24 protein-coding genes are annotated in these 26,986 nt (G+C 61.8%); 6 read left to right on the top strand and 18 right to left on the bottom strand.

What is annotated here, in order from left to right; translation table 11 throughout:
• The first annotated feature begins 2 nt into the window (after positions 1 to 2).
• Both HGO38_RS12340 and HGO38_RS12335 read left to right on the top strand, forming a co-directional pair.
• Positions 3 to 1,043: a heme-dependent oxidative N-demethylase family protein gene (locus HGO38_RS12340; protein ID WP_250956186.1), complete on the top strand. Its 1,041-nt coding sequence runs from the start codon at positions 3 to 5 to the stop codon at positions 1,041 to 1,043.
• A 195-nt stretch (positions 1,044 to 1,238) separates the two neighbouring features.
• Positions 1,239 to 2,576 (top strand): trimethylamine monooxygenase, encoded by a 1,338-nt coding sequence (locus tag HGO38_RS12335; RefSeq protein WP_250956185.1) that lies wholly within the window; start codon positions 1,239 to 1,241, stop codon positions 2,574 to 2,576.
• A gap of 71 nt (positions 2,577 to 2,647) precedes the next feature.
• On the opposite strand, the gene HGO38_RS12330 is transcribed toward HGO38_RS12335, so the two are convergent.
• Complete coding sequence (locus HGO38_RS12330) at positions 2,648 to 3,547, bottom strand: SDR family oxidoreductase (RefSeq protein WP_250956184.1); 900 nt, start codon at positions 3,545 to 3,547, stop codon at positions 2,648 to 2,650.
• Between the two features lie 96 nt (positions 3,548 to 3,643).
• On the opposite strand from HGO38_RS12330, the gene HGO38_RS12325 reads away from it, so the two are divergent.
• Positions 3,644 to 4,483 (top strand): helix-turn-helix transcriptional regulator, encoded by an 840-nt coding sequence (locus HGO38_RS12325; RefSeq protein ID WP_250956183.1) that lies wholly within the window; start codon positions 3,644 to 3,646, stop codon positions 4,481 to 4,483.
• Positions 4,484 to 4,516: 33 nt separating this feature from the next.
• On the opposite strand, the gene HGO38_RS12320 is transcribed toward HGO38_RS12325, so the two are convergent.
• Positions 4,517 to 6,898 carry a trimethylamine N-oxide demethylase gene (locus HGO38_RS12320; RefSeq protein WP_502941547.1) on the bottom strand — a complete coding sequence of 794 codons (2,382 nt, stop codon included), beginning with the start codon at positions 6,896 to 6,898 and terminating at the stop codon, positions 4,517 to 4,519.
• Positions 6,899 to 7,015: 117 nt separating this feature from the next.
• Complete coding sequence (locus tag HGO38_RS12315; protein WP_250956181.1) at positions 7,016 to 7,378, bottom strand: cupin domain-containing protein; 363 nt, start codon at positions 7,376 to 7,378, stop codon at positions 7,016 to 7,018.
• A 475-nt stretch (positions 7,379 to 7,853) separates the two neighbouring features.
• Here HGO38_RS12315 and HGO38_RS12310 point away from each other — a divergent pair, with 475 nt between their 5' ends.
• The 3 genes from HGO38_RS12310 (at position 7,854) to HGO38_RS12300 (ending at position 11,975) form a co-directional block, all read left to right on the top strand.
• A complete protein-coding gene (locus HGO38_RS12310) occupies positions 7,854 to 8,828 on the top strand; it encodes an ABC transporter substrate-binding protein (RefSeq protein WP_502941546.1) in 975 nt (324 codons plus the stop codon).
• An 80-nt stretch (positions 8,829 to 8,908) separates the two neighbouring features.
• On the top strand, positions 8,909 to 10,012 hold the full coding sequence (locus tag HGO38_RS12305; protein ID WP_250956180.1) for a quaternary amine ABC transporter ATP-binding protein: 1,104 nt from the start codon (positions 8,909 to 8,911) through the stop codon (positions 10,010 to 10,012).
• On the top strand, positions 9,993 to 11,975 hold the full coding sequence (locus HGO38_RS12300; protein ID WP_250956179.1) for an ABC transporter permease: 1,983 nt from the start codon (positions 9,993 to 9,995) through the stop codon (positions 11,973 to 11,975). Before HGO38_RS12305 ends, HGO38_RS12300 begins: the two co-directional genes overlap by 20 nt.
• A gap of 232 nt (positions 11,976 to 12,207) precedes the next feature.
• On the opposite strand, the gene HGO38_RS12295 is transcribed toward HGO38_RS12300, so the two are convergent.
• The 15 genes from HGO38_RS12295 to HGO38_RS12225 all read right to left on the bottom strand — a co-directional run bounded on the left by HGO38_RS12295 (position 12,208) and on the right by HGO38_RS12225 (position 26,980).
• Positions 12,208 to 13,992, bottom strand: a complete 1,785-nt coding sequence (locus tag HGO38_RS12295) for an ABC transporter permease subunit (RefSeq protein ID WP_250956178.1) — start codon at positions 13,990 to 13,992, stop codon at positions 12,208 to 12,210.
• A 59-nt stretch (positions 13,993 to 14,051) separates the two neighbouring features.
• Positions 14,052 to 15,383 (bottom strand): LLM class flavin-dependent oxidoreductase, encoded by a 1,332-nt coding sequence (locus HGO38_RS12290; protein WP_250956177.1) that lies wholly within the window; start codon positions 15,381 to 15,383, stop codon positions 14,052 to 14,054.
• A gap of 148 nt (positions 15,384 to 15,531) precedes the next feature.
• On the bottom strand, positions 15,532 to 16,596 hold the full coding sequence (locus HGO38_RS12285) for an ABC transporter substrate-binding protein (RefSeq protein WP_250956176.1): 1,065 nt from the start codon (positions 16,594 to 16,596) through the stop codon (positions 15,532 to 15,534).
• A gap of 44 nt (positions 16,597 to 16,640) precedes the next feature.
• Positions 16,641 to 17,741: an ABC transporter ATP-binding protein gene (locus HGO38_RS12280; protein WP_250956175.1), complete on the bottom strand. Its 1,101-nt coding sequence runs from the start codon at positions 17,739 to 17,741 to the stop codon at positions 16,641 to 16,643.
• 205 nt (positions 17,742 to 17,946) lie between these two features.
• On the bottom strand, positions 17,947 to 18,435 hold the full coding sequence (locus HGO38_RS12275) for a LysR substrate-binding domain-containing protein (protein ID WP_250956174.1): 489 nt from the start codon (positions 18,433 to 18,435) through the stop codon (positions 17,947 to 17,949).
• A gap of 31 nt (positions 18,436 to 18,466) precedes the next feature.
• Entirely contained in the window at positions 18,467 to 19,195 is a 729-nt protein-coding gene (locus HGO38_RS12270; protein WP_250956173.1) for an SDR family oxidoreductase, read from the bottom strand.
• Between the two features lie 19 nt (positions 19,196 to 19,214).
• Positions 19,215 to 20,270, bottom strand: a complete 1,056-nt coding sequence (locus HGO38_RS12265; RefSeq protein ID WP_250956172.1) for a carbohydrate kinase family protein — start codon at positions 20,268 to 20,270, stop codon at positions 19,215 to 19,217.
• A 23-nt stretch (positions 20,271 to 20,293) separates the two neighbouring features.
• On the bottom strand, positions 20,294 to 21,277 hold the full coding sequence (locus tag HGO38_RS12260) for a beta/alpha barrel domain-containing protein (RefSeq protein ID WP_250956171.1): 984 nt from the start codon (positions 21,275 to 21,277) through the stop codon (positions 20,294 to 20,296).
• A 45-nt stretch (positions 21,278 to 21,322) separates the two neighbouring features.
• Positions 21,323 to 22,048 carry an SDR family oxidoreductase gene (locus HGO38_RS12255; protein WP_250956170.1) on the bottom strand — a complete coding sequence of 242 codons (726 nt, stop codon included), beginning with the start codon at positions 22,046 to 22,048 and terminating at the stop codon, positions 21,323 to 21,325.
• 15 nt (positions 22,049 to 22,063) lie between these two features.
• Entirely contained in the window at positions 22,064 to 22,837 is a 774-nt protein-coding gene (locus HGO38_RS12250) for an SDR family NAD(P)-dependent oxidoreductase (protein ID WP_250956169.1), read from the bottom strand.
• Positions 22,838 to 22,859: 22 nt separating this feature from the next.
• Positions 22,860 to 23,921, bottom strand: coding sequence for an ABC transporter ATP-binding protein (locus HGO38_RS12245; protein ID WP_250956168.1), 1,062 nt, complete (start codon positions 23,919 to 23,921; stop codon positions 22,860 to 22,862).
• 10 nt (positions 23,922 to 23,931) lie between these two features.
• Positions 23,932 to 24,975, bottom strand: coding sequence for an NAD(P)-dependent alcohol dehydrogenase (locus tag HGO38_RS12240; protein ID WP_250956167.1), 1,044 nt, complete (start codon positions 24,973 to 24,975; stop codon positions 23,932 to 23,934).
• Positions 24,976 to 25,016: 41 nt separating this feature from the next.
• On the bottom strand, positions 25,017 to 25,259 hold the full coding sequence (locus HGO38_RS12235) for a DUF2160 family membrane protein (RefSeq protein WP_250956166.1): 243 nt from the start codon (positions 25,257 to 25,259) through the stop codon (positions 25,017 to 25,019).
• A gap of 3 nt (positions 25,260 to 25,262) precedes the next feature.
• The gene (locus tag HGO38_RS12230) at positions 25,263 to 26,099 is read right to left on the bottom strand and encodes a carbohydrate ABC transporter permease (protein WP_250956291.1); all 837 of its coding nucleotides are present in this window, start codon (positions 26,097 to 26,099) and stop codon (positions 25,263 to 25,265) included.
• Complete coding sequence (locus tag HGO38_RS12225; protein WP_250956165.1) at positions 26,099 to 26,980, bottom strand: carbohydrate ABC transporter permease; 882 nt, start codon at positions 26,978 to 26,980, stop codon at positions 26,099 to 26,101. Before HGO38_RS12225 ends, HGO38_RS12230 begins: the two co-directional genes overlap by 1 nt.
• Positions 26,981 to 26,986: the final 6 nt, after the last annotated feature.

The following is a 26,986-nucleotide window of genomic DNA, read 5'->3' as shown; positions in this document are numbered from 1 at the left end:
AGATGACCATCACCTTCAAGCAGGAAACGTTTCGCGACGACTTCACCTATCGCAACAGCCCGGACAATATCCGGCGTTTTCCCTTTCCGTTCGACCGCGACGACTACATGTATTCGGTCAACATGGAGCCGCATGTGCTCGGCAAGGCTGGCACGATCTACGAGAGCCTGATCGACGTCGACGAGCACTATCTCGCCGAAATGCACGATCGCGCGCTGGTGCTGAAGGAAGATCCACTGCGCTGTCAGGCCCTGCCGCACATGATGCTGGCGCAATGGGATACGCTGGAACTGCTGATGGAGCAGCAGGCGGCGGGCTATCCCGATCATTTCACCCTGATCCGCAAGGGCGATCAGTGGCGATGGATCAACCGTCCCATGGGCATTGATGATACCTTCACCTTCGGTGATGCGTCGACGCTGCCGTATCCGCCGATGGAATACATCACCCGCCAGGCCCAAGGCGATTTCTGCATTGTCGATCAACGCAACGACAATCTGTGGATGGATGCCGGCATGGTGACCACCCAGGCGGACTGGTCGCTGGATTTCGACATCGGCATGAACTTCATGGAATGGCACGGCCCCGTACCGCTCGCCCACCAGATTGGCGTGTTCGACCGGGCGCTGAAATTCCTTCTGAACCTGCAGCAGGGCAAGCCGACGCGGCGGTTCAACTGGACCATGACGATCAATCCGCGGCTCGACACCAGCCCGGAAAACTATCCCAAATGGGGCACAGACCGCACGACCGTGACGCCGGACAATGTCGGCTCGAAAGTGCATCTGCGGGTGGAATTGCAGAGCCTGTGGCGACTGCCGCGCTCCAACGCCATCCTGTTCGTGATCCGCTGCTACCTGATCAGCATGGACGAACTGGTGACCGTGCCGAAATGGGCACGCCGCTTCCCGCGGGTGCTGAAAAACCTGCCGCCGGAACTGGTCGACTACAAGGGCCTGACGCGGTTTCGGGATACGACGGTGGAGTGGTTGTCGACATACGACGACGGCGCGCCGACCAGTCCGGGTTTCTGGCCGGATTAGCAAGGAAGGCCTCACAAAGGGGAGACGTCGCGGCCCCTCATCCGGCCTGCCGGCCACCTTCTCCCCGTTTCAACGGGGAGAAGGGACTCGTGGCCCGCTCAAGCAGGTTCCCTCTCCCCGTCCTTACGGGGAGAGGGCTAGGGTGAGGGGCCACCCTTACAATTGACGATACAACAAGAAATGAGGGAACAAGACATGACCAGAGTTGCAGTCATCGGCGCCGGACCATCGGGAACGGCGCAATTGCGGGCCTTCCAGTCGGCGGCGCAAAAGGGCGCCGAAATCCCGGAAGTGGTGTGCTTCGAGAAACAGGCGGACTGGGGCGGACTGTGGAACTATACCTGGCGCACCGGCCTCGACGAATTCGGCGAGCCGGTCCACGGCAGCATGTATCGCTATCTCTGGTCGAACGGCCCGAAGGAATGCCTCGAATTCGCCGACTACACCTTCGAGGAACATTTCGGCAAGCCGATCGCCTCCTATCCGCCGCGCGCCGTGCTGTGGGACTATATCAAGGGCCGCGTTGAAAAGGCCGACGTGAAGAAGTGGGTGCGGTTCAACACGCCCGTCCGCATGGTCGACTTCGACGAGGCGACCCAAAAATTCACCGTGCGCGCCCATGACCGGGTCAAGGACGTCGTCTATGACGAGGAGTTCGATTATGTCGTGGTCTGCAGCGGCCATTTCTCCACGCCGCAGGTGCCTTACTTTCAAGGCTTCGAAAGCTTTGGCGGCCGTGTCCTGCATGCCCATGATTTCCGCGACGCGCTGGAATTCAAGGACAAGGATGTGCTGCTGGTCGGCCGCTCCTACTCCGCCGAGGACATCGGCTCGCAATGCTGGAAATACGGTGCGAAATCCGTCACCACCTCCTATCGCTCCAAGCCGATGGGCTTTAATTGGCCGGAACGTTTCGAGGAACGGCCGCTGCTCATGAAGGTCGAGGGCAAGACGGCCTTCTTCAAGGACGGCACGACAAAAGAGGTCGATGCCATCATTCTCTGCACCGGCTACCAGCATTATTTCCCGTTCCTGCCCGACAGCCTGCGGCTGATCACCGCCAACCGCATGTGGGCCGACATGCTCTACAAGGGCGTGCAGTTCGAGAAGAACCCGAAACTGTTCTACATCGGCATGCAGGACCAGTTCTACACGTTCAATATGTTCGACGCCCAGGCCTGGTATGTCAGGGACATCATTATGGGCCGCATCACGTTGCCTCCGCAAGCCGAACTCCAGGCCGATTTCGACACATGGCGGGCTCGCGAGGAAACGCTCGAGGATGCCGAGCAGATGATCTGGTTCCAGGGCGATTATGTCCAGGAACTGATCGATGCGACGGACTATCCTTCGTTCGATATCGAGGCCACCAACAAGACCTTCATGGAGTGGGAACACCACAAGGCCGAGGACATCATGGGCTTCCGCAACAATGCCTACCGCTCGCTGATGACCGGAACCCTGTCGCCGACGCACCATACGCCGTGGCTGGAAGAGCTCGACGATTCGCTTGAGGCGTATCTCCGGAACTGAAGATTCGCGGTCCTATCTGGAAGCTGGGCCGGACGGCCGGCCCAGCCCAAAACGACAGCGGCGGCGCAAAATCAAGCCGCCAGGTTTTGATAGTCCATGGCGTCAAGGTCAGCGATCAGGCCGGGGCCGACGGGGTTCCACCCGAGAATCCGGCGCGTCTTGGCGCTGGACGCGGGAAAATCCAGTGCCGCGAACATCGACATCCAACCGAAATGGTCGGCAGCCTTTTCTTGTGACAGCGAAACGACTGGCAGTTTCAGGCCCCGTCCGAGCGCTTCTGCAATCTCGCGCGTCGTGACCCCCTCTTCGCCGACGGCGTGATAGCGGGCGCCCGGCTCGCCCCGTTCAATCGCAAGCCTGTAGAGCAGGGCAACGTCGTCGAGATGGCCGGCGGGAAAGCGGTTTTTCCCCTCGCCGATATAGGCGCAGGCGCCCTTGGCCTTGGAAATCTCAATCAGCGGCGAGACCAGGCCCTGCTTGACGGTGTTATGGACCTGCGGAAGGCGCATGACCGAAACATTGACCCCGGCATCGAGAAGCGCACGGCCTGCCAGTTCCGAGGCAACGCGCGGATTGGGGTGTTCGAAGTTGGCGATGTCCTCCACGGCCAGTTCCCCCAGGTCTGCATTGCCGAGCCCGGTGCCTGACGTGATCAGCAATGGCCGATTTGAGCCTTTCAGCGCTTCGCCGATCGCCTGAATCACGCGACCATCCTTCTCGCAATTTTCCACGAACCGGGAAAAGTCGTGGTCGAATGCCGTATGGATGACGGCATCGGCCTTTTCCAAACCGCTCCTTATGGTGTCTGGCTCTTCCAGCGTCGCACGGTGGACGTCTGCGCCCGCTTGCTGCAACGCGCGCGCGCCTGCGTCGGAGCGGGTCATGCCGGTGACCTGGTGGCCTGCCTTTAGCAGTTGCCCAAGCACGGTCGAGCCGATGAAGCCAGTGGCACCGGTGAGAAAGATACGCATGTCATGATCTCCTTGTTGAACAGCTCCCTCTATCGCGCTAGAATTTATGGTGTTAAAGTAGTGACCTTATCGTATTATAATAACTGGTAGGATAGCGTGACCGAGACCAACGCCCTGGGCAATTTCCTGAGGGATCGTCGATCAAAGCTCGATCCCGCGAGCTTCGGCTTCTCGGGCCGCAGACGCACACCCGGCCTTCGCCGCGAAGAGGTCGCGCAACGCTCCAACATCAGTCCGGCCTGGTACACCTGGCTTGAGCAGGGGCGCGGTGGCGCACCGTCGGCGGATGTCCTCAATCGGATCGCCAACGGTCTCATGCTGACCGAGCCTGAGCGCGAGCACCTGTTCATTCTCGGCCTCGGCCGCCCACCTGAAGTCCGGTTTCATCCCGTCGAAGGCATTAGCCCGCGGCTGCAGCGCATTCTGGACAGCCTGGTTACGAGCCCGGCCCTGGTCCGAACGGCCGCCTGGGATGTCATGGCCTGGAATCGCGCCGCCGCGGTGGTGATGACCGACTATGGCCGTCTGGCGCCTAGCGAGCGAAACATTCTCCGTCTGCTGTTTTGCAACCCGGCGGTCCGCAGGCACCAGCACGATTGGGAGGCCATGGCACGCTTCGTTGTCGGCTCGTTCAGAGCGGATGCGGCGCGGGCGGGCGCGACATCGCAGATCGCCGACCTCGTCGACGAACTCTGCCGCGCCAGCCCCGAATTCGACGCGTTATGGCGCGAAAATGAAGTTGCGGCGCTTGGCGAGGGAACCAAGCGAATCAAACACCCTGTCCTCGGTGACGTCGAGCTGGAATATTCAGGCTTCGCCGTTGACGGCAGGCCCGACCTCTTTCTGGTCGTTTACAACCCTGTGGACGGCGCCGTGGCCGATCGTCTCCGTTCGATCGTCGAAAACGGTGGCCTTGGCGACGACCCGCTCGGCTAGCCGAAGGCTTTGCGCCTTCGGCGGCGACACGCTTTAGGACCTCGCGCGGCTCTTCTGCGGATCATAATGCGACAGCGGCACCACCATGGCCGGCAGGCGCTTCTGCTGGCCGTCGAGCTTGCCGATTTCGACCTGCGTTCCGGGGGCTGCGTAGAGGGTATCTAGCCGCGCCAGGGCGATCGATTTCTTCAGGATCGGCGAGCGCGTGGCGGAGGTTACGACACCCACTTGCGCCCGGCCGATATGGATGCAGTCGCCATGGCCGACGGCGTCGTTGCCGTCGATGTCGAGGCCGACCAGAACCTGGCGTGGAGTGTCCTTGCGCCGGATCAGCGCGTCGCGGCCGATAAAGTCGTCGCCCTTGGATTTCAGCGGCACGGTAAAGCCGATGCCGGCCTCGAAAGGATCGGTCTGGTCGGTGAATTCGTGATTGGCGAAGATCAGCCCGGCCTCGATGCGCACCATGTCGAGTGCCGCAAGGCCCATCGGCTTCAGGCCATGGGGCTCGCCTGCCTTCCAGACCGCGTCGAACACCGCGCCGGCATCCTTCGGGTGGCAGAAGATTTCATAGCCGAGTTCGCCGGTATAGCCGGTGCGCGACACGACGACAGGCGCGCCGTTGAAATCACCGATGCGGCCGACGGAAAAGCGGAACCATTCGAGGTCGGCGATCGGAGCCTGCTTGGCCGGCGTCCAGATGATGTCTTTCAGAATCTCGCGGCTCTTCGGTCCCTGGATGGCGATATTGTGCATCTGGTCGGTCGAGGAGCGCACCCAGGCCTGATAGCCCATCTTTTCTGCCTGTTCGCGCAGCCAGATGCCGCTCTGGTCGTCGCCGCCGATCCAGCGGAAATTGCTGTCGCCGAGCTTGAACAGCGTGCCGTCGTCGATCATGCCGCCATGCTCGTAGCACATCGCCGAATAGACGACCTGGCCGGTTGAGAGCTTGCGCACGTCACGCGTTAGGCAATATTGCAGCAGGGCCTCGGCATCGGGGCCCGTCACCTCGAATTTGCGCAGCGGCGAAAGATCGATGAGCACGGCCGCCTCGCGGCAGGCCCAGTATTCCGCGGTCGGGCCATGGTCGGCAAAACTGTTGGGCAGCCAGTAGCCGCGATATTCGGTGACATCGCGGGTCATGGCCGACAACCGTGCATGGAAGGCGGTTTCTCGGGTCAGTTCGGCATCGGAATCTGGGGTCATGCGATAGGCCACGGCTCGTGAGAATTTTTCTGCACCGGAATAGGTGCGGACATGGATATCCGTCGGGTTCCAGGCATTGGCGGCGTCGATATCGTCGGGACAGGAGGAGGAAACGCAGACAAGGTCGGTGACCGCCCGCATCAGCACATAGTCCCCCGGCCGCGACCAGGGCTCGTCGAGATAGAGTTGGTTATTGTGGTCGATATGGGTGTTGTAGAAATAGTTGATCGCCTCCCAGCCCTTGCGCGGCGGGATGCCATAGGGCTTGAGAACCGCGTTGAAATTGTCCGTGCAGTTCACGTGGCCGGGATAGCCCATGTCGTCATAGTAGCGGGAATTGCAGGCGGTCGCGAAGGCGTCGTGGCGACCCACCGTGTCCTGCACGATCTCCACCAGCGGTTCAAAATCCCGGTCGAAGGCCTTGGATGGCAGGCCGGGCGTCGGATAGCTGCGGCCGAGCAGGGTGCGCGTCACGGTCGAGTCAAGCGCCAGATCCAGTCCCTTGTCGACCTTGCGGGCGGAAAAGGCCTGGAAATCGGTGCATTGCCGGCCTGACACGTCGATGATCTGGATGAACTCGCCGGCCCGGACGAAATAGGCCGATGCTGTGGCCGCCCGGACCCGGATTTCCTGCACGGAATCCGCCATCGGTTCCGGCAGCATCTGCGCATAGGAGCGTTCAAGACTGACGCGCTGGACCCGCAGTTCGATCGGCGTGGCCGTATCCTGGTTGCCCGGCTGCATGGCGTCACCAGGGGCTGCCACGATCAGCAGGCCATCGCGGGCGATTGTCAGCTCTGCGCGGCTTCCAGGCGTGGATTGGCTGCCGAACAGCCGAAGCGCGCCGGCCTTTGCAAGATCGGCGCCGCGGCGCGTCAATGCTCCCAAGGTGCGCAGGGCGCTGTCGTCGGCGGAGCCAAGGATGGCCTTGATGCCTTCGGCCTGGTTGGTGAAGGCGCAGCCAAGTCCAGACGCGTCGAAGCGACCGTCGGGGCCGATGAAGCTCACCTCGCAGGGTTGCTGGCCCTCGACATCCACCAATGTCACCCGGTCGCCGGCCGATACCCGGATCACCACCGAGCCGCAGCCGCGCACGCGATAGCGCTCAAGTCCGGCTGGCAAAGACGGCATTCCGGGTCTGAGAATCCGGCTCGGTTGCGGTGGCAGCAAACCCGTAGGAAGCCCTGCGGGGTCTCTTTGCAGTATGGGCATCGGAGCCTCCATGCGCCCAGGACGTCATCCAATCCGGCAATGCTATACCATCCGCCCGTAGCGTCGCAAACGCCAATTTAAACCGATAGGAATATTTATTTCCCTTCAGTGTGGGCTTTATTCCACCGTGGTTTCCAGCTCGGTGATGTGAACGGCGAGAAGACAGCCTGTCGCAGTATGTGAACTGTGTTCCGTCCCGTCACGAAACCAGACCAGATCCCCCTTGCGGAAGACGGTCCCGTCATTGTCCACCAATTCACCGTCCAGGATCAGGAATTGCTCGGTGCCATTGTGCCGATGCGGCCGCGTCGTCATTCCGGGCGGCATGCGATAGACATGGAAGCCGACGCCGAGCGGGAACTGATCGTCCAACTGCAGCACGCTGTCTCCGAGAACAGTGCCATCCTCGAAGACGAACGGTTCGAAATCGGCCGAATAGATATTGGCAACCCTGCGGTCTGCCGGATCGACTGGGCGCATGCCCCTTCCTCCTCAAACGGTTCTGATTGCCGCGAGTATCACCGACATGGCGGCGATTGCCAACCGCCAGGCCTGTTTCTTTTGCCGTACCATCGCGATCCGATCGCGATCGAGTTGCATAAAGACAAGGCAGACTCTGCCCTGTTGAAGGCAATCCGCCGATCATTGCGGCAGAACGCATCGGAGGTCGGTGAAGGCCGCCAAATCCGGGCGAAATCCGCCCTTTTCACCGTTTTCAGCGTTGTGAAATGTTACTGAGAGTGTAATAGTATTCTTCTGACGAAAGAAGAGGCGGCGCTTTTGGGACCTGCAGGTCTCATGTCGTCAATGACACCTCCGCGTCTCCAGGAGCGTTTGACTATGCATGCCCGCGCGGCGCCGCCAGGATCGCAGGGGCAGGTGCGTCGATATGGACGCATCACGTCGTCCAATAGAAAAATTCGGGGAATTTCAGCAGTTAACGGGAGAATTTAGCATGGTGAGAAGCAGAATGGTTTCCAAGGTGGGTTCTGGGGTCGTCGCTCTGGCGCTGGCATCGTTGATGGCGCCGATCGCCTTCGCGCAGGCGCCGGAATCGAGCGATCCCATCAAGGTCGCCTTGTTCGATTGGACCAGCGTCAATCTCAATGCCAAGATTTATGGCGGGATCCTGGAAAAACTCGGCTACACCGTGGAATATCCCACGGCCGACTATCTCTCCAGCCTGACCACCGGCCTCACGAACGGTGACCTGACGATCGGCATGGAATTCTGGGCGACCACGGCGGGCGAAGCCATGGCTGCCTCCGACGCGACCAAGGAGACCGAAAACCTGGGCCCGCTTGGCCCCAAGGCCAAGGAAGAATGGTGGTTTCCGGAATATATGAAGGCCAAATGCCCCGGCCTGCCGAACTGGGAGGCCCTGAAGGCACCCGCCTGCGCCGAGGCTTTTTCGACAGCCGAGACCGCTCCCAAGGGCCGTTACCTTGGCGGTCCGGTCACCTGGGAAGGCTTTGACGACGAGCGCGTCGTCTCCCTTGACCTGCCGTTCACCGTCATCCATGCCGGCACCGATGCGGCGATGTTCGCCGAGCTTGACTCCGCCTATCAGCGCCAGGCACCCATCATGCTCTGGGTCTATTCTCCCCACTGGGCTCCTGCCAAATACAAGGGCGAATGGGTCGAATTCCCCGAATATACCAAGGAATGCTACACCGATCCGAAATGGGGATCGAACCCCGACGCCAAGTATGACTGCGGCAAGCCGCATGGCGATATCTTCAAATATTCGTGGGCCGGCATGAAGGAAAAATGGCCCGTCGCCTACAAGGTCGCCAAGGCCTACACGATCGAAACCGACGTGCTCAACAAGATGAGCGGCGAGATCGACCTCGACGGCAAGGCGCCCGAAGATGTCGCGGCCGAATGGATCGCTGCCAATGAAGCGACCTGGAAGTCCTGGGCCGAATAGGCTTCCCGTCTGAAACGGCATCGGCTCCGGTCCGAAAGGGCCGGGGCCGGCTTGGTGAGCAACGGTTTCGAGGAATACGCATGAACAGTATTGCTGATGCGAGCGTCGCAACGCCTCTCGGCGTGACACGTGAACAGCGGCCGATCAAGCTGGCCTGCCGCAACGTCTGGAAAGTGTTCGGCAACGACGCGCAACACTTCATCGAAACCCGCGATGGACGGGCCAGCGCCGAAGACCTTGCCAAGGCTGGCCTTGTGGGCGCTGTCCGCAAGGTCGACCTGGAAATCCGCCAGGGCGAGATCTTCATCATCATGGGGCTGTCGGGCTCGGGAAAATCGACACTCGTGCGCTGCATGTCGCGGCTGATCGAGCCGACCTTCGGCAAGGTGGAGTTCGAGGGCAAGGACCTCTTGAAAATCTCCGACGCCGAACTGATCGAACTCAGGCGCCACCGCATGGGCATGGTGTTCCAGAATTTCGCCCTCCTGCCGCATCTCAACGTGTTGGAAAACATCGCCTTCCCGCTCTCCATCCAGGGCATGGGCAAGGCGGAGCGCGAAAAGCGCGCCCGCGAGGTGATCGAACTGGTCGGGCTGAACGGCCGCGCGCATTTCTATCCGCGGGAATTGTCCGGCGGCCAGCAGCAGCGCGTCGGCATTGCCAGGAGCCTCGCCACCAAGCCGGAAATCTGGTTTCTTGACGAACCCTTTTCCGCGCTCGATCCGCTGATCCGCCGGGAAATGCAGGACGAGTTGATGCGCCTGCAATCGGTGCTGAACAAGACCATCGTCTTCATTACCCACGATTTCGACGAGGCGATCCGACTTGCCGATCGCGTCGCCATCATGAAGGATGGCGAAGTCATCCAGATCGGCACGCCGGAAGAACTGGTGATCCAGCCGGCCACCGATTATGTCGCCGAATTCACCCGCGACGTGCAGCGCGCCAAGGTGGTCTCGGCCCGCAGCCTGATGCGCCCGGTGAGCCACGGCGACCACGGCGGCAGCGTGGCCGCCAATGCCCGCATTTCCAGTTTCGCCGCGCGCATCGTTCATTCCGGCAAGCCCTTCTCCGTTGTCGACGAGCGGGGGCTGTTGCTGGGCGAAGTCACGCCGGATGCCGTGATCGGCCTTCTCGCCGGCTTGGACGAGGGGGAGCATGGCCATGGCGCTGCTCGCATCTGATGCTCACGCAACCGGTGGTCGGCCGGTGCAGAAATGGCTGGTGATCTGGGCTGCCGCACTGACCGCCGTGCTCGTCCTCTTCCTGCTGCGCGACACGCTTTCCTTCGCGGTGAGATATCCGGTCGAGGCGGTCATCCCCGCCGCCGATTGGGTTTCGGCGATCATGAAATGGCTGAAGACCAATATCAGCACCTTTACCCGCCTCATCACCGCCACGCTCGGCGTGCCGCTGGAATTCGCGCTCGATCTGTTTGCCAAGAATTTCAAGATCGGCCACGGGCCTGAGGCGATCACCCTGCCGCGTCTGTCCTGGCTCGGCATCTGCGCCTCGGCCTATCTCGCAGGTCGCGCCTTCGGCGGCGACAAGCTGGCCCTGATCGTCGGTGGTTGCTTCGTCTATATCGCGCTGTTTGGCAAGTGGACGAGCGCCATGCTCACCCTCGGCCTCATCTCGATCGCGGTGCCGTTTTGCATCCTGACCGGCCTGCTCGTGGGTGTCGCCGCCTGGCGTCGACCGTGGTTGAACCAGATGGTGATCTCGCCGGCGCTGGACCTGATGCAGACCATTCCAACCTTCGCCTATCTCATCCCTATGCTGCTGCTGTTCGGAAACAGCCCGGTCTCGGCCATGATCGCGACCGCCATCTTCGCCACGCCGCCGATGGTGCGGGCCACCATTCTCGGACTGTCGCGCGTGCCATCCGACATCGTAGACTTCAGCGAGATGGCCGGCTGCACCAAGCGGCAGAAGCTGTGGCGGGTGCTCATTCCTTCGGCCCGCCCGACCCTGATGGTCGGGGTCAACCAGGTCATCATGCTGGCCCTCAACATGGTCATCATCGCCTCGATGATCGGTGCGGGTGGGCTTGGCTATGACGTGCTACTGGCGCTCAGGGCGCTGAAGGTCGGCGAGGCCATGGAGGCGGGCCTCGCCATCGTGGCGCTCGCCATCGCGCTCGACCGCCTCAGCCAGGCGATGGCGGCGCGCCAGTCCAAGACGAGCGCAGAGACGGATAAGACGGGCCCGTTCTGGCGGCGCTATCCCAACCTGACGCTGGCCATCGTCATTATGGTCGTCACCACCGCCGTCAGCGTCTGGGTGCCGGCCTTCACGCAGCTGCCGAAATCCATGACGCTCAGCACCGCGCCGATGTGGAAGGCCGCGCTGGACTGGGCGACCGTCAACCTGTTCGACGTGATCGAGGTCTTCCGGGTCAGCCTGATCCTCTACGTGCTCAACCCCGTCCGCGCCTTCTGCGAGAACTTTCCCTGGGCGGGCGCCGTTTTGCTGCTGGGCCTCGCCGGGTTCCAGCTGGGCGGACCGCGGTTAAGCCTCACCATCGTCCTGCTCACCCTGTTCTGCGCCGTGACGGGCCTGTGGGAAAAGACCATGTCGACGGTGTATCTCTGCGGCATCTCCGCCTTCATCGCCTGTCTGATCGGCGTTCCGATCGGTCTGATGGCATCGCGCAGCGATCGGGTGGCCCGCATCGTGACGCCCATCATCGATACGCTGCAGGTCTTGCCATCCTTCTGCTTCATCATTCCGGTCGTCATGCTGTTTCGCGTCGGAGATGTGACGGCCATGATCGCCACCGTGCTGTTTGCCGTCGTCCCGGCGATCCGCTACACCAATCACGGCATCCGGCAGGTACCTCCGTCGCTGATTGAGGCCGCCCTGGTGTCTGGTTGCACCCGGCGGCAGATGTTCTGGCGCGTGCAACTGCCGCTCGCCCTGCCGGAAATCATGCTCGGCATCAACCAGACGATCCTGATGGCACTGGCCATGATCATCATCTGCGCGATGATCGGAACGCGCGATCTCGGCCAGGAGGTTTTCATCGCCCTATCCAAGGCCGATGCCGGCCGCGGCATTGTCGCGGGCCTGGCAATCGCCTTCATCGGCATCATCGCCGACCGGCTGTTCAATGCGCTGAGCGAGCGAAGCAGGGCGAGGGGGTGAGCGTCCATCGGCAAGTCCGCGAGGACACAGCCGCCGCCAAGGCGGCAAACCCGACCGCCAACCCAAACATGTTTCCCCACAAGGCCGTTCAACATTTCTGCAGCGGGCCGTGTTCTTGACGCGTTGGAAGCCCGCTGGGACAATCTCGCCCGACACCGCTACTTTCTGGAGCTGGGCGCGACGATACCGCAGCGGGCATTCGACATCTCGTCTCAGGTCGGTATCGCCTGGGCTATCGGCGCGTCTGCGCCGGCCGCTGGAAATATTCTATGGCGCAAAACAGGATGACGACGACCAGCAGGACCACAACCGAGGCTGCCGCAATGCGCGGATTGACGGACAGCGTAATGTCGTCCCACATCTGCTTCGGCAAGGTGGACTTCAATCCGCCGCCGATGAAAAGGGCGACAGTCAGCTCCTCGAAGGACTGTAGGAAGCCGGTGACGAAGCCAACGATGAGACCGGGCTTGACGAGCGGCATGGTGATCCGGAGGGCGGTCCTGAAACGGGATGCGCCCAGTGTGGCGGCCGCCTGGTCCAGCCGCCAGTCATGTTCCTTGAAGGCTGCAAGCAGGATGACAAAGACGATCGGCAGGGCAATGACGCTGTGGCCGATGGCGATCGCGTTATCGGTCGCGATCATCGACAGGCTCGCGAACAGATAGAAAAGTGAGATGGCGATCACGATCGGCGGGACCACCATCGGTGCCATGAACAGCAGGAAGGCGCTGGCGGCGAACCGACTCTTCGAACGGGCAAGGCCGAGGGCTGCGAGACCTGCCACGACTACCGTGATGACTGCAGTCGCCAAACCGATGCCGAATGAGCGCAAGGTCGCCGACACCCAGACCGGCGATGAGAGATAGGCCTCGAACCAGCGCAGGCTGAAGCCCTGCGGCGGGAAGGTCAGATAGTCCGCCTCGGTAAAGGCCATGGGCACGACGCCGATGATCGGGAACAGCAGGACGATCAGCACGATCCAGCCATAAGTCGCCAAGAGGCCCTGGCCGGAAATGCCCTTGAAGTTGCGGGCCACGAATCGCTCGACGCGTGCGCAAATCCGGCCGAGCCAGCCGGTGGCGAAAAGGCCGAAGCGACGCAGCTTGCCGTCGGCATGGCCCTTTTTGCCCTCGCCCGCGATCGAGGAGAGGCCGAACAGCCGGTCATAGATGAAAATAGTGATCAGCGAGGCGACCACCAGAAGCACAGCCAGCGCACTGCCGAAGGACCAGTTCTGCAACGTGTTGATCTGGGTGATGATCAACTGGCTGATCATCGTCTCAGTGCGGCCGCCGACCAGCGAAGGCGTGATGAAGAATCCGAGTGAGGAGACGAAGACAAGGAGACCGGCGGTCGCGATGCCGCGACCGGAGAGGTGGAAGAAAATCTGCCAGAAGGCCTGGGCGCCGGTTGCTCCGAGGGTTTCGGCGGCCATGGTCAGACGCCGGTCGAACTGGTTCATGATCGGCATCATGGTGACAACGGCGAGCGGCAGCATGGTGTGTACCATGGCGAAGATCACGGTGCCACGGCTGAACAGCAGCTGATCGCCGCCGGGCAGTCCGATCTTCTCGAGGATGGCGGCAACGATGCCGTTTCGGCCGAGCAGGACAAGCCAGGCGAAGTTCTTCACCAGTGCGCTGGTCCAGAAGGGTAGAAGGACGAACATCAGCATGATCCGCTGGCGTCTGCCTGGCATGCCGGATAGCCAGTAGGCAAGCGGATAGCCGAGCAGCAGGCACCAGAGCGTCACCTGTAACGCGATGCCGAAGGTCGTGCTCAGCACCCGGAGATAAACCGTCGAAGAGATCAGTCTGGAATAGGTGGCGAGCGAGAACTCGCCTGTCTTGTCATAGAAACTGACGGAAATCAGCTGGATCGTCGGCCCCAGGAAGAAGACGAGGATGAACAGCAGGCCGGGTATCGCCAGCCAGAAAGGCGATGGCTTCAGCCACTGGCGCAAGCGGCCTTCTGCCCCGGAGCGCTTGGAAGAAAGGGATGTCTCAACCGCTGTCATGTGAAAGTCTCTATTTCGGGGCAGACGGACCGTTTGGCGCGGCCGCCTGTTCGTGCCGCTCAGCCGGCCGCGTAGCGGTTGGCCGGGCGGATGAGGCCAAGGTTTTCGCGTAGCGTCATTCCGGTATACTCGGTCTTGTAGGAGCCGCGCTCCTGCAGGATCGGTATGACCTTGTCGATGTAGTCGTCGAGATTGCCCGGATAGTAGCCGATCGGCATCATGAAGCCGTCACCGCAGCCCGCCTCGACCCATTTCTCCATGAAGTCGGCGACCTGTTCGGCTGTGCCGCGCATGACGCGATTGCCGCGGCGATAGGTGGTGCTGATCTCGCGCAGGGTCTTGCCCGAATGGATGAGCTCGGAGATCTGGTTGAAATAGACCGTGTGGTTGTTGGAGGTCTTGGGAATTCGGTCGAGCGGCACCGGTTCGTCGAGCGGCAGGTCGAGCAGGCTGGTCTCGAGATCCATGCTCAGATAGAGGACAGCCAGTTCCGGCGGCACCAGAGACTGGAGATACTGGAACTTGTCTTCGGCATCTTTCTCGGTATCGCCGATGACGGCATCGAAGCCGGAGAGGATGTTGAGCTGGCTGGTATCGCGGCCATATTTCGACATGCGCCCCTTGAGGTCGTCGTAGAATGCCTTGGCCGATTCCATGCTGGACCCCGTGCCAAAGACGATCTCGGCCGTTTCGGCCGCCAGTTCCTTGCCCGCATCCGAAGCGCCGGCCTGGATGATGACGGGGTGACCCTGCGGTGAGCGAGCGACGTTCAGGCCACCGTAAACCTTGAAAAACTTCCCCTGATGATCGACCACGTGGTACTTCTTCGGGTCGAATTGCATGGCATTGGCCTTGTCGAAGATAAAGGCATCGTCTTCCCAGGTATCCCAATAGGCCTTGACCAGGGCGACGCATTCCTTTGCCTTCTCGTAGCGCTCGCCATGGGGTGGCAGCCGATCGAGGCCGAAATTGCGCGCTGCATAGTCGTTTGCCGACGTGACCACGTTCCAGGCAATGCGGCCCTTTGAGATATGGTCGAGGGCGGCGAACTGGCGGGCAATGTTGAAGGGCTCGAAGAAGCTCGTCGAGACCGTGCCGCCGAGACCGATATGCCGGGTATTGAGCGCGAGCGCAGTCAGCACGGTGATCGGTTCCAGGCCGTTCTGATAGATTGGGGACTTCGTCCAAGTCTCGAGATATTCGGTACGGGTCGCCGGCGTGTCGGCGATAAAGAACAGGTCGAATAGTCCCTCCTCAAGCCGCTTTGCCGTGCGAATGTAGTAGTCAATATTGGTGTCGGCGCCGGCTTCGGCTTCCGGTAGGCGCCAGCCGGCCTTGTGGTAGCCGTTGGCCTGGAAAAGGCAGCTCAGTACGATTTTCTTCTTGCTCATTTTCGTGCTCTTGCAAAAACGTCGTGCGCCGACCGGGAGTGGGCGAAATTAAAAAAAAGAGGGCCGGACGCCCTAAGTCGTGGCGACATCGCAGGCGTCCGACGAAGAGGATGCCCGGGCAGGTTGGGGAACCCGGGCACCGGGGAAACTAGAGAAGCAGGAACTCCTGCATGCGCTCGACGGCCTCATCGTAATTTGTCGACCACCATTTCGAGTTGATTTCGTAGAGGTTGCCGAAGTTTTCCGGTGCGGTCGGCAGTACCGCGCGGCGTTCGGCCGGCATGAAGTCGAAAGATTTCTTGTTGGTCGGGCCGTTGGCGACGATGCTGGTATAGGCGGCCTGCTGCTCGGGCTTCATGCAGAACTTGATGAAGTCCTGGGCTGCTGCGGTGTTCGGCGCGCCTTGGACGATCGACCAGCCGTCGACGCTGTAGCCGCCCTGCCAGACGGTCTTGACCGGAGCGCCCGAAGCGGTTGCCGCATAGGCGCGGGCCGACCAGGTATCGGTGGCATCTACTTCGCCGTTCTGCAGGATCTGCGTGTTATGCGCGCCGCTGGTCCACCAGACGGCAACATGCGGCTTCAGCTCCTCGAGCTTCTTGAAGGCGCGGTCCATGTCGAGCGGGTAAAGGTCCTTCGGCGCGACACCATCGGCGAGCAGTGCGAATTCGAGCGCCGCCCATGCGCCCTTGTAGAAGCCGCGGCGGCCCGGGAATTTTTCGACGTCCCAGAACTCAGACCAGTTCGACGGACCCGCCTCGCCGAACTTGTCCGTGCGATAGGCCATGACGGCCCCGAAGACGGAAAAGCCCAGCCAGTTGTCAGTCAGCATGCCCGGCAGGATATCGGCCTCGTCGGGGCTGTCGATCTCCAGCGGCGCGATATACTGCTTGTCTTCCGACAGGCGCATGACGTGGTCGGGTGTGACCATGCAGACATCCCAGAGATAGGACTTGGTGTCGACCTGCAGCTTGAACTGCGTGACGGGATCCGGATCATGGGCGACGCCGACGACCTTGATGCCGGTCGCCTTTTCGAATGGCTCGTAGAAGGCCTTCTTGATGGCTTCGCCCGGGGCTCCGCCGACATCGGCGACGGTCAGCTGACCGGCGGCGAAGGAGGAGCGTATCAGCGCAGGTGTGGCAAGCGCACCGGCAGCAAGGCCAGCGGTCTTCAAAACGCGACGGCGCGTAGGCATAAGAAACGACGACATCTGTATTCCCTTCTTTGCTATGGTTTGAGGCATGCGATCACTGGCTAGCCGCCATTGTCGAGGAAGCGGGCATCCTCCGGTTTCCAGGTCAGGCCGACGATGTCGCCGATCTGAAGATGCGGCAGGCTCGAGGAGCGCCGCGCCGTGACCGTGAAGCCGCTTTCGAGCCGGATCATCAGCGAGCATTCCGCGCCGGCATAAATCGTCTCGATCAGGCGGCCGGAAAGCATGGCGCTTTCCGAGGCGTCGATACGGATATGTTCCGGACGCAGGACGAGATAGCCGCGATCGGCGTGGGTTACTTGCGATACCGGCATGGCGCCGTCGGACGTCTGCAAATATCCGTTCAAAACCTTGCCCTCGAAGATGTTCGAGATGCCGATGAAGTCAGCGGCGAAACGGCTGGCCGGGCGCTCATACATCTCCTGAGGGCTGCAGATCTGTTCGATGCGGCCCGCATTCATGAGGCAGATGCGGTCGGAGAGCGCCAACGCCTCCTCCTGGTCATGCGTGACAAAAATGATCGTCGTGCCCGTTTCTCGGTGAATGCGGCGGATCTCGATCTGCATCGCCTCGCGCAGCTTGCGATCAAGGGCCGACAGTGACTCGTCCATCAGGATCAGCGAGGGGCCGTAGACGAGGCAGCGTGCAAGCGCCACGCGCTGTTGCTGTCCGCCGGAAAGCTCTGAGGGAAACCGCTTTTCGAAATCGGCGAGCCCGACCATTTCAAGCACTTCGGCGATGCGTTTTTTGGCGTCGACCTTGCCGACGCTGCGCATTTCCAGGGGGAAGGCAATATTCTCGTGTACCGTCAAATGCGGGAAGAGTGCGTAGTTCTGGAAGACCACACCGACGTCGCGTTCGCTGGCCGGACTGTCGGTGCGGTCGCGGCCATCGATGTAGAGACGGCCATCGCTCGGTTTCAACAGGCCGCAAATCAGCTGCAGCAGTGTTGTCTTGCCCGAGCCAGAGGGGCCGAGAAGGGTGAGGAGTTCGCCGGCGTTGACCTTCAGGTCCGTTGGATTGAGTGCCGCGAAACCGTCATAGAACTTGCAGAGTCCTTGTGTATGGAGCTTCAATTTGGCCGGTTCGCCCGGAAAGCCGATCGGCTTTGATGGTGTCAGGTCGATCACGCTGTTCTTCATAGGATTGTTTTGTCCAATGGTTCCGGCCCAGATGCATTTTCACGCCAGGCTGGAGCGTCTTGACGGTGAGTAAGCCGGACAGGCTGGGGGGTGTAAATTATGAAATTCTGGCCCAGTGCTTAGCCCCTGCCTAATCATTGGTCGCTGCCTATAAATTAGGCTCGGGCGCTCGGGGCCGGTACGTCGCAAAGGCGGGAAGTTTCAGTCAAGCCGCGTGCGCTGCGATATGCGGTGTCAGCCCCTCCTGCATGAAGATGGCCAGGAAATATTCGCTGCTGATGGGCAGATCGAGAAGCAGCAGCGGTTCGGGCGCGATATCCTTGATCGAGACCGCCGACAGGCGGGCGAAGGGGTGTATCTCGCCCACCAGGACATGGGGCGGAAGGCTTGCCAGCGGTATGAAATCGAAACCTTCGGGCACCTGCAAATCGTAGCCGATCGCGACGTCGATTTCGGCATTGGCCAGTTTATGCAGCAGCGTGTCGTGGTCGCTGACGACTTGCATGACCTTGGTCGACGGAAACGCGGAGGTGAAGGCGTGGGAGAGCTCCGGCATGATCATCGGTGCGAGCGTCACCATGGGAATTGAAGAGCAGGAGACACCGCCCAAGCGATGACGCCTGATCACGAGGCCAGGCGTCTTGCCATGGCGACAGCTGATTTCATGACATGGACAGCCGGTCTGCTCCAGCAATTCGCGGGCACCTGTGGCATTCTCTCGACCGTCAGATATCGAAATTCGTCGGCAGCACGACGATATCGCGGATGGTGACGTTTCGCGGTCTGGTCAGCATAAACAGAATGGCGTCTGCCACTTCCTCAGGCTCGATCAGGCTGCCGGATTCCTTGGCCTTCTTCAGGTTTTCCTCCGGCCAGTCGGCCAAAAGCGCGCTGATCACCGGTCCGGGAGACACCGATCCGACCCGCACGCCCTTCTTGTTGACCTGGCGGCGAACGGTCTGCACGAAGCAGGTGATGGCCCATTTCGAGGCCGAATAGACCGGTTCCCACGGCAGCGGATAATGCCCCGCCACCGAACTGGTGACGATGATGTCGCCCGACCCGCGTTCGATCATGTGCGGCAGCACGTCATGGACATTCTTCATCACGGCGTTGACGTTGAGATTGAGCATCATGTCGATCGTGGCGGTCTGGGCATCGACGAGATCGCCGCCGATATAGGTGCCGGCATTGGCGTGAAATATATCGAGGCGGCCGGTTTTTTCCAGAATCGACGGCATCATCGAGGCGCAGCTTTTTGCGTCGAGCAGGTCGATCACCAGCGGTATGGCGGCTTCGCCGAGTTCGGCACTGATTTTCGTCAGGGCCGCCTGGTCGCGGTCGACCAGCACGACCCGCGCCCCCGCTTTGATCATCGCCCTTGTGCTGGCAAGGCCGATGCCCGAGGCCGCCCCCGTTACCGCTGCGATCTTGCCGTCCAGTTCATGTGCCATCTGCGTTCCACCTCTCATGTCAGATTGATTTGTATCGGCTGCTGGCCTGGTCCGGCGATTGTCTTCGCCCCCAGCGCGCGGCAATTTCCAGGCACTCGCGCCAGCCCACGATGCCATCCGTGGTTCCTGCAGTCCGCAGCGAACAGGCAGCCGCGGCGTGGCCGAGCCACAGGCTGTCTTCCAGCCGCCAGTCTTCATGCAGGCCGTACAGGAAGCCGGCGGCAAAGGCGTCGCCGGCGCCGTTCGGACCGACGATCGCTTCCGTCGGCACGGTGACGGAGGCAACGAAAACCGGCGGCCCGTCGCGCGGCACCGTGATTGCGCCTTGCGGAAAATGCACGGTCACCAGATGCATGGCGCCATGGTCGAGCAGGCTGGCTGCGGCCGCCGCACAGGCGGCGATATCGGTATGCCCGCCCGACAGGGTCGGCATCTGCGCCAGGGCGCCGATCTCGCTGTCGTTGACGATAAGCGTATCGAGAAACGGCAGGCAGGGCAGGATCAGGCCGCGCAGCCGCTCCGGCGTGACCGTGCAGAGTTCCAGATTGGTCATCAGTCCCACCCGGCGCGCGGCCTTCAGCACCGTCACCCAGCCATTGGCATCCTCGCCAAAACGCCCGTCCAGGGTTGGATGGATGCCGGGCAGACCCAGATGCAGGAAGCGGGCCGTTGTGCTGGAGAAGTCGAAATGATCCGGCGAAAGCAGGCCAGCAACACCCAGATCGGAGATATGGGTGCGCTGACCGCTCTGCTGGGAGATGAAGGCCTCGGTGGTATGGGTCGGGCCGGCACGGCTCACATGCATCTGCCGCCGATCGAGACCGGCCCGGTCGGCTTCGGCGATCAGCTTGCGGCCCGCCTCATCATCGCCCACCAGGCCGATGGTTTCGACCGGAAGGGATGGGTCGAGCCGTTTGATGTCGATGGCGAGATTGCAGGCAGGTCCGCCGCCGCGCTCCTCCAGTCCCCAGGCAATGCCGACACTGTCCTCGCGCGGCCAGGATTCAATCTTGCGATTGCGGTCGAGGCACCAGGTGCCGCCGGCAATGAAGCCGCGCCTTTGCGTGTCCGCCATATCGTCCTCCCCATCCGCCCTGGTCAGCCCATCAGGACCTTTTCGGTGATTTTTGAGTCATCCTCGATGCTGCGCAGCGGCGTCTGCCCAGAGGCCTGCAGGGTGCCGTGATAGGCCTTGACCGCCTCCAGCGGGCTGACCTCGCCATCCGCGACGGCGCGCATCAGCTTGACCATGGCGAGCGGATCTTCGGCGAGATTGATCTTGCGGCCGAACAAAGCGATGCGGGCGCCGTATTTTTCGGCCTGATGGATGAGCTCGAACGTATCGCGGGCCGTGCCGGCACCGCCGCCGAGCACGCCGACCACCAGGTCGGGATCATAGGAGGCCAGCTCTTCCAGCGCCTTCGGTCCGTTATAGGCAATCTTCAGGAATTGCGGCCGCTGCGCGCGCGTGAGGCCAGCGAGCGCCCGGCAGATGCAGTCGTTGATGTAATAAGGCAGCTGCTCCGGATCGATGCCGGTCTCGACATTCGGATTGAAGACTTCGAGGAAATACTGAAATTCGTGGTCGCTGGCCTCGTCGACGAAATCGAGGAAGGCGAGCTGCGACTCGTAATCGGCATCGAGATCGTTGTTGAAGGTGATCGAATAGAGGCCGAGATCGCTCTGGCGCCGCGATGCCTCGATCGAGGCCGTCCGATAGGGCCGCGACGGCTGTTTGGCATAGCTGGCGCCGCGGCCGACCCAGATGTCGGTCGCGTCATTGGCACGGAAGGCTGATTTGACGCTGGTGCCGTCGAAGGCGCCGGTTTCGTTGAGGATTTCAAGACTGGACGCCGATGCCAGCAGGATGTCGACCACGTCCTGGGCGATGACGGCGCGCACCTGGTCGAGGAATTCCGCTCGCGTCCGATAGTGCGTGAACGTGCCGTCTTTTCCAAGCTTCGGGCCGCAGGAGCGGATGCTCGGGCCCATGTCGCCGTCCTTGGCATCGGCAATGATGAAGTCGCCGCGGCGATAGTTTCCGGCCTTGATCCGGGCAAGTTTGGTATCGTAACGCGTCATGGCAAAAGTCCTCGTAGTGTGTATTTTGTGACGATCGCCGATGCTTCAGGCGATCATGTAGCCGCCGTCGACCGGCATCGACAGGCCGTTGACCATGCCGGCCTCATCCGACAGCAGGAAGAGGATGACCTCAGCCACATCGTCGGGATCGGCGAAACGGCCAACGGGGATGCGGCCCAGCATGCCGGCCGCCTTCTGCGGATCGCTCCAGGCTTTGATCGCCATCGGCGTCAGCGTCACGGTCGGGTGCACGCCGTTGACCCGAATGCCCTGCGGCGCCAGTTCCTTGGCCATCACCCGCGTCAGCCCGTCGAGGCCGGACTTGGAGGCGCAATAGGCGGCATGGTCGGGAATACCGACAAAGGCGGCGACGCTTGAGACATTGACGATCGCGCCCTTGCGGCCCGACTTCACCATGTCGCGGGCATATTCCTGGGCAACGATCATCGGCGCCCGCGTATTGACCGCATAGAGCAGGTCGAAATTTTCCACCGAGACATCGAGGAAGGATTCGAGCTCGGTGGTGCCGGCGCAGTTGACCAGGAGGTCGGCCGGCAGCGCCCTGAGGGCCGCCGCCCTGGTCGCAACGGGATCGGCGAGATCGACGGTGATCGCCACGCAGTCGATCTCCTGTTTCAGGCTGTCAAGATCGGCTGCGGTGCGGGTGAGGGCGATGACCTTTGCGCCGCGGGCAGCTAGCATCAAGGCCGTCGCTCTGCCGATGCCCTTGCCGGCGCCGGTGACGATGACGCGTTTTCCAGTGAAATCCATGGGTCCGTTCCTTATTTACCAGCAGGTGAAGCCCGCATCCGCCTTGACCGTGGTGCCGGTCATCAGGCTGGAGGCATCGCAGGCGAGAAAATGCACGACGGAGGCGATCTCATGGGGCTGGCCGACCCGCCCCATCGGCGTGTCGCGCAGCCAGATGTCGGTGACACCGGGGTCGATATTGACCACCTTGGTCATTTCCGACTCGATATAGGTCGGCGCCACCGCATTGACGCGCACACCGCGGTCCGCCCATTCAGCGGCAAGCGAGGTGGTGAGATGGTGCACGGCCGCCTTGGAGGCGTTGTAATAGGTCTGCATCTGCGGCCGGTTGACGATATAGCCGGACATGGAGCCGATATTGACGATGGCGCCGCGTCCGGCTTTCAGCATCTGCCGGCCGAAAGCGCGGTTACACCAAAAGACGCCGTTGTAGTTGACGTCGTTGACATTGAGCCACAGCTCGTCCGGCGTATCCTCGGCCGCCGTGCCGCTGCGGGCGATGCCGGCATTGGCCACCAGCACATCGATCCGGCCGTATTTTTCGGCAATGGCGACGGCGGCCCGCTCGACGGCGCCAGAGTCCGTGACGTCGAGCACATGGGCATCCGCCTCGTAGCCGAGATCCGCCAGCGCCTGCTGGCCGGAATGGGCTAGTGCCTGTTCGCGGTCGATGATCACCACCTGGGCGCCGGCCTCGGCGAGCGCCTCGCAGCAGGCGAGCCCGATGCCGCGGCCGCCGCCGGTGATGACGGCGACCTGTCCGTCCATCCGGAATTTTTCGAGGAACATACTTATAATCCTTTCCAGAGGCTCAGATGCGCTGACCGCTCTTCTTGTCGAAGAGATGCACGCGTTCGCGGTGGATCCGCAGCGCAATGGTTTCGCCGGGCTTCAGCGCGATCCGGTCCTTGACCACGGCATTGAGCGGATCGCCGCCGATATGGGCAAAGATCTGGGTTTCCGAACCGGTCGGCTCGAGCACCGAGATGGTGGCAGCAAGCCCGGCATCGTGGTGCTCGATATGCTCCGGGCGGATACCGTAGACCACCGGCGCCTCGCGCAACGGCGTGCCGACGGGCACCGGCAGCACCGTGCCGTTGTCGCTGACGAAGGCGGTTTCGCCGTTGACGGCGGCAAGCTTGCCGCGCACGAAATTCATTGAGGGCGAACCGATGAAGCCGGCGACGAAGACATTGGCCGGCTCGTCATAGAGATCGAGCGGCGCGCCGATCTGCTCGACCAGGCCGTCGCGCATGACGACGATCTTGTCGGCCATGGTCATCGCCTCGATCTGGTCATGGGTCACGTAGATCGTCGTGGTCTTCAGGCGCTGATGCAGTTCCTTGATCTCGACACGCATGGTGACGCGCAGCTTGGCGTCGAGATTGGAGAGCGGCTCATCGAACAGGAAGACCTGCGGATCGCGAACGATGGCGCGGCCCATGGCAACGCGCTGGCGCTGGCCGCCGGAGAGTTGCTTGGGATAGCGGTCGAGCAGCTTGCCGAGATCGAGGATATCGGCGGCTTTCTTGACCTTGGCCTCGATCTCGCTTTTCGGTGCGCCCTTCAGCTTGAGCGGAAAGCCCATATTGTCGGCGACATTCTTGTGCGGATAGAGCGCGTAATTCTGGAACACCATGGCGATGTCGCGATCCTTGGGCAGCACGTCGTTGACGACGCGTGCGCCGATCGAAACGGTTCCGCCGGAGATCGATTCCAGCCCGGCGATCATGCGCAGCAAGGTCGACTTGCCGCAGCCCGACGGGCCGACCAGCACGACGAATTCGCCATCTGATATGTCGATGCTGACCCCATGGATGACCTGGAGACTTCCGTATTTCTTGATGACGTCCTTGACGGCGACCTGAGCCATACCAGTTCCTCTATTGCGGCAGGATGATCTGCATCTTCACTTCGCCCTTGGGCGCGGATGCAGCGGTTTCAAACGCGCCGACACTGTCGTCGAAGTCGAATGTGCGGGTGATGAGCGGCTTGACGTCGATGGCGCCCGAAGACAGCATGGCGACGCAGCGCGGAAACACATGGGCGTAGCGGAAGACATGTTCGACACGCGCCTCGCGCACCATCGCCTTGCCGACGTCGTAATGGATCGGATGGACTTGGCTGCCGATGAACACGACGCGGCCGCCGGGCGACAGCGGATCGAACACGCCTTCGGCGCCCGAGGGATGGCCGGAGCATTCGAAGACGATCTCGACACCCCAGCCGTCGGTGCCGGCGAGCACCGTCTTGGCGAGATCCTGGCGCTTTACATTGATCGGGATGATGGCGCCCAGTTTTGCGGCGATCTCCAGCTTGGCGTCGTCGACATCGCTGACGAAGACCCGGGCGCAGCCGGCGGCAAGCGCTGAAAGGGCGGTGACCAGACCGATCGGGCCGGCGCCGATGACCAGGGCGATGTCACCGGGCTTGACCTGCGCCTTGGTGGCGGCATGGACGCCGACGGCCAGCGGCTCGACCATCGCGGCTTCGGCGAACGAGACATTATCGGGCAGCTTGAAGGTGAAATCGGCGGGATGCACCACGGTCGGGCGCAAGATCCCGTGGATCGGCGGCGTCGCCCAGAAGCGCACGGCGGGATCGACATTGTACATGCCCATGCGGGTGGCGCGGCTGTTGGGGTCGGGAATGCCCGGCTCCATGCAGACCCGGTCGCCGACTTTCAGCGAGGTCACGTCAGCGCCGGCCTCGATCACCGTGCCCGACGCTTCGTGGCCGAGGATCATCGGCGCCTTCACCTGGAAGACGCCCGTGCCGCCATGGGTGTAATAGTGCACATCCGAGCCGCAGATGCCGACCGTGTGCAGCTTGATGCGCACGTCGCGGGGGCCCAGATGCTCTTCGCGCTCGATGGGAAAGTCCCTGAGCGACAGCTTCATTCTTTCTTCCAGAACCAGTGCTTTCATGGTCTCATTCCATTTCTCATATTCGGATGCCGCTTGAGATTTCAGCCGCGCCAGACGATCAGGGCGCCAAGCGCGATCGCCAGGACGTGGCAGACGGTCAGCGGGATCGATTGTTCGAGGAACCGCATCCAGATCAGTTCCAGGGCGACAAACAGGTAGATGCCGACGAAGACACGGTCGAACCAGTTGGTGACGATCGGCAGGAAGCCGACCCGTTCGGCCTTGCCGGCCACGACGGTGGCAGGCGTTTCGTCGGTTTCGTCGAGATCGATTTCATGGTGCATCGTTCACTCCTTGACCGCGCCGAAGGTCAGGCCGGCGACAATGTGGCGCTGGACCATCGAGAAGATGATCAGGGCCGGGATAAGGGTGATGACGGCAATGGCGGCCATCGTTCCCCATTCGGTTCCGGTCGTCGTGACGTATTCGGACAGGCCGGTGGTGATGGTGCGGGCGTTGAAGCTGGTGAGCGTCGCGGCCAGCAGGAATTCGTTCCAGGCGAACACCCAGGTGAGGATGAAGGTGACGGCAAGGCCGGGACGCGCCAACGGAAACACCACTTCGGAAATCACCTGCCAGGTGCTGGCCCCGTCGACCGTGGCCGCCTCATCAAGCTCCTTGGGAATGCCGTCGATGGTTGGCCTCAGCGTCCAGATGGCAAACGGCAGGTTGAAGGTGCAATAGAGCAGGATCATGCCGATCTTGGTGTCGTAGAGCTTCCAGTCGCCCCAGGTGAAGACCTGGGTGAACAGGAGATAGAAGGGCAGCAGGAAGACGGCGGCCGGCGCCATGCGGTTGGTGATCGTCCAGAAGAAGATGTTTTCCTTGCCGGCGAGATCGAAGCGCGACAGCGCATAGCAGGCGAGAAAGGCAAGGACCGTGACCAGGGCCGCATTGCTGGTCGAGATGATCAGCGAATTGATCATGTAGCCGCGCAGCGTCGCGTTGCCGATGACGTTGATATAGTTCTTCCAGTAGACTGTATCGAGGATGAGGCTCGGCGTGGTGAACAGCTCGACCGCCGGCTTCACCGAGATGACGAACAGCCAGTAGATCGGAAACAGCGTCATGAGGCTGAGCCCCAGCCAGAGCAGCAGGTAGATATAGGGACGTTGCTGGCGCATCATGCCACCCTCTTGCGTTCGCGGCGGGCGACGAGTGACACATAAAGTATCCAGCACATCACCAGCGTCAGGTAGAGAACGATCACCGAGATGGCAGCGCCATAGCCGTAGTCGGTCTTGGGAAAGACGATTTTCCAGATATGCAGGCCGACATAGCGGGTGGCATCGCCCGGGCCGCCGGAGGTCAGCATCCACACTTCATCGACGGTGCGCAGCGCATCCATCAGGCGGATGAAGACGGTGGCGAGGATTGCCGGGCGGATCATCGGCAGGGTGACGTGCCAGAAGATTTGCCAGCGATTGGCGCCGTCGATCTGGGCCTGTTCGAATGGCTCCTTGGGCAGGGCCAGCAAGGCGGCCAGCAGGGTCAGGGTGACCAGCGGCGTCCAGTGCCAGATGTCCATGATTACGGTGAGCGCGAAGGCGGTTCCGGCGTCGCGGCCGATGTTCATGTCGTAGCCGAACCATTGCTTCAGCAGATAGGGAATGATGCCGATCGAGGGCGTGGTCATCAGCCGCCAGACGGAACCGACAACGATCGGCGCGACGATCAGCGGCAGCGTATGGATGGTGCGGAAAAAGCCGCGGCCGGGAAATTCCCGCATGAACAGCTGGGCGAGCAGGTATCCGAGCGCAATCTCGCTCACCACCGCGAAGAAGGCGAATTTGGCGGTGACGGCGACCGAGCGCAGGAATTCCGGATCGAAGACCAGGCGCCGGAAATTGTCGGCGCCGTTATAGATCATCATCGGACTGGCGCCGAACGGGTTCCATTGATGGAAGGCCACGTAGAGCACGTAGAGGAAGGGCGCTATGCCGAAAATCCCGAGTATCGCAATGGTCGGGGCGAGCATCAGCCAGCCCACAGTGTTTGAACGCATGAACCT

Origin of the sequence: Rhizobium sp. CG5, assembly GCF_023701945.1 — a bacterium.
Taxonomy (GTDB): domain Bacteria; phylum Pseudomonadota; class Alphaproteobacteria; order Rhizobiales; family Rhizobiaceae; genus Allorhizobium.
Note: the sequence above shows the minus strand (reverse complement) of the source record. Positions and strands in the feature narration are given on the sequence as shown.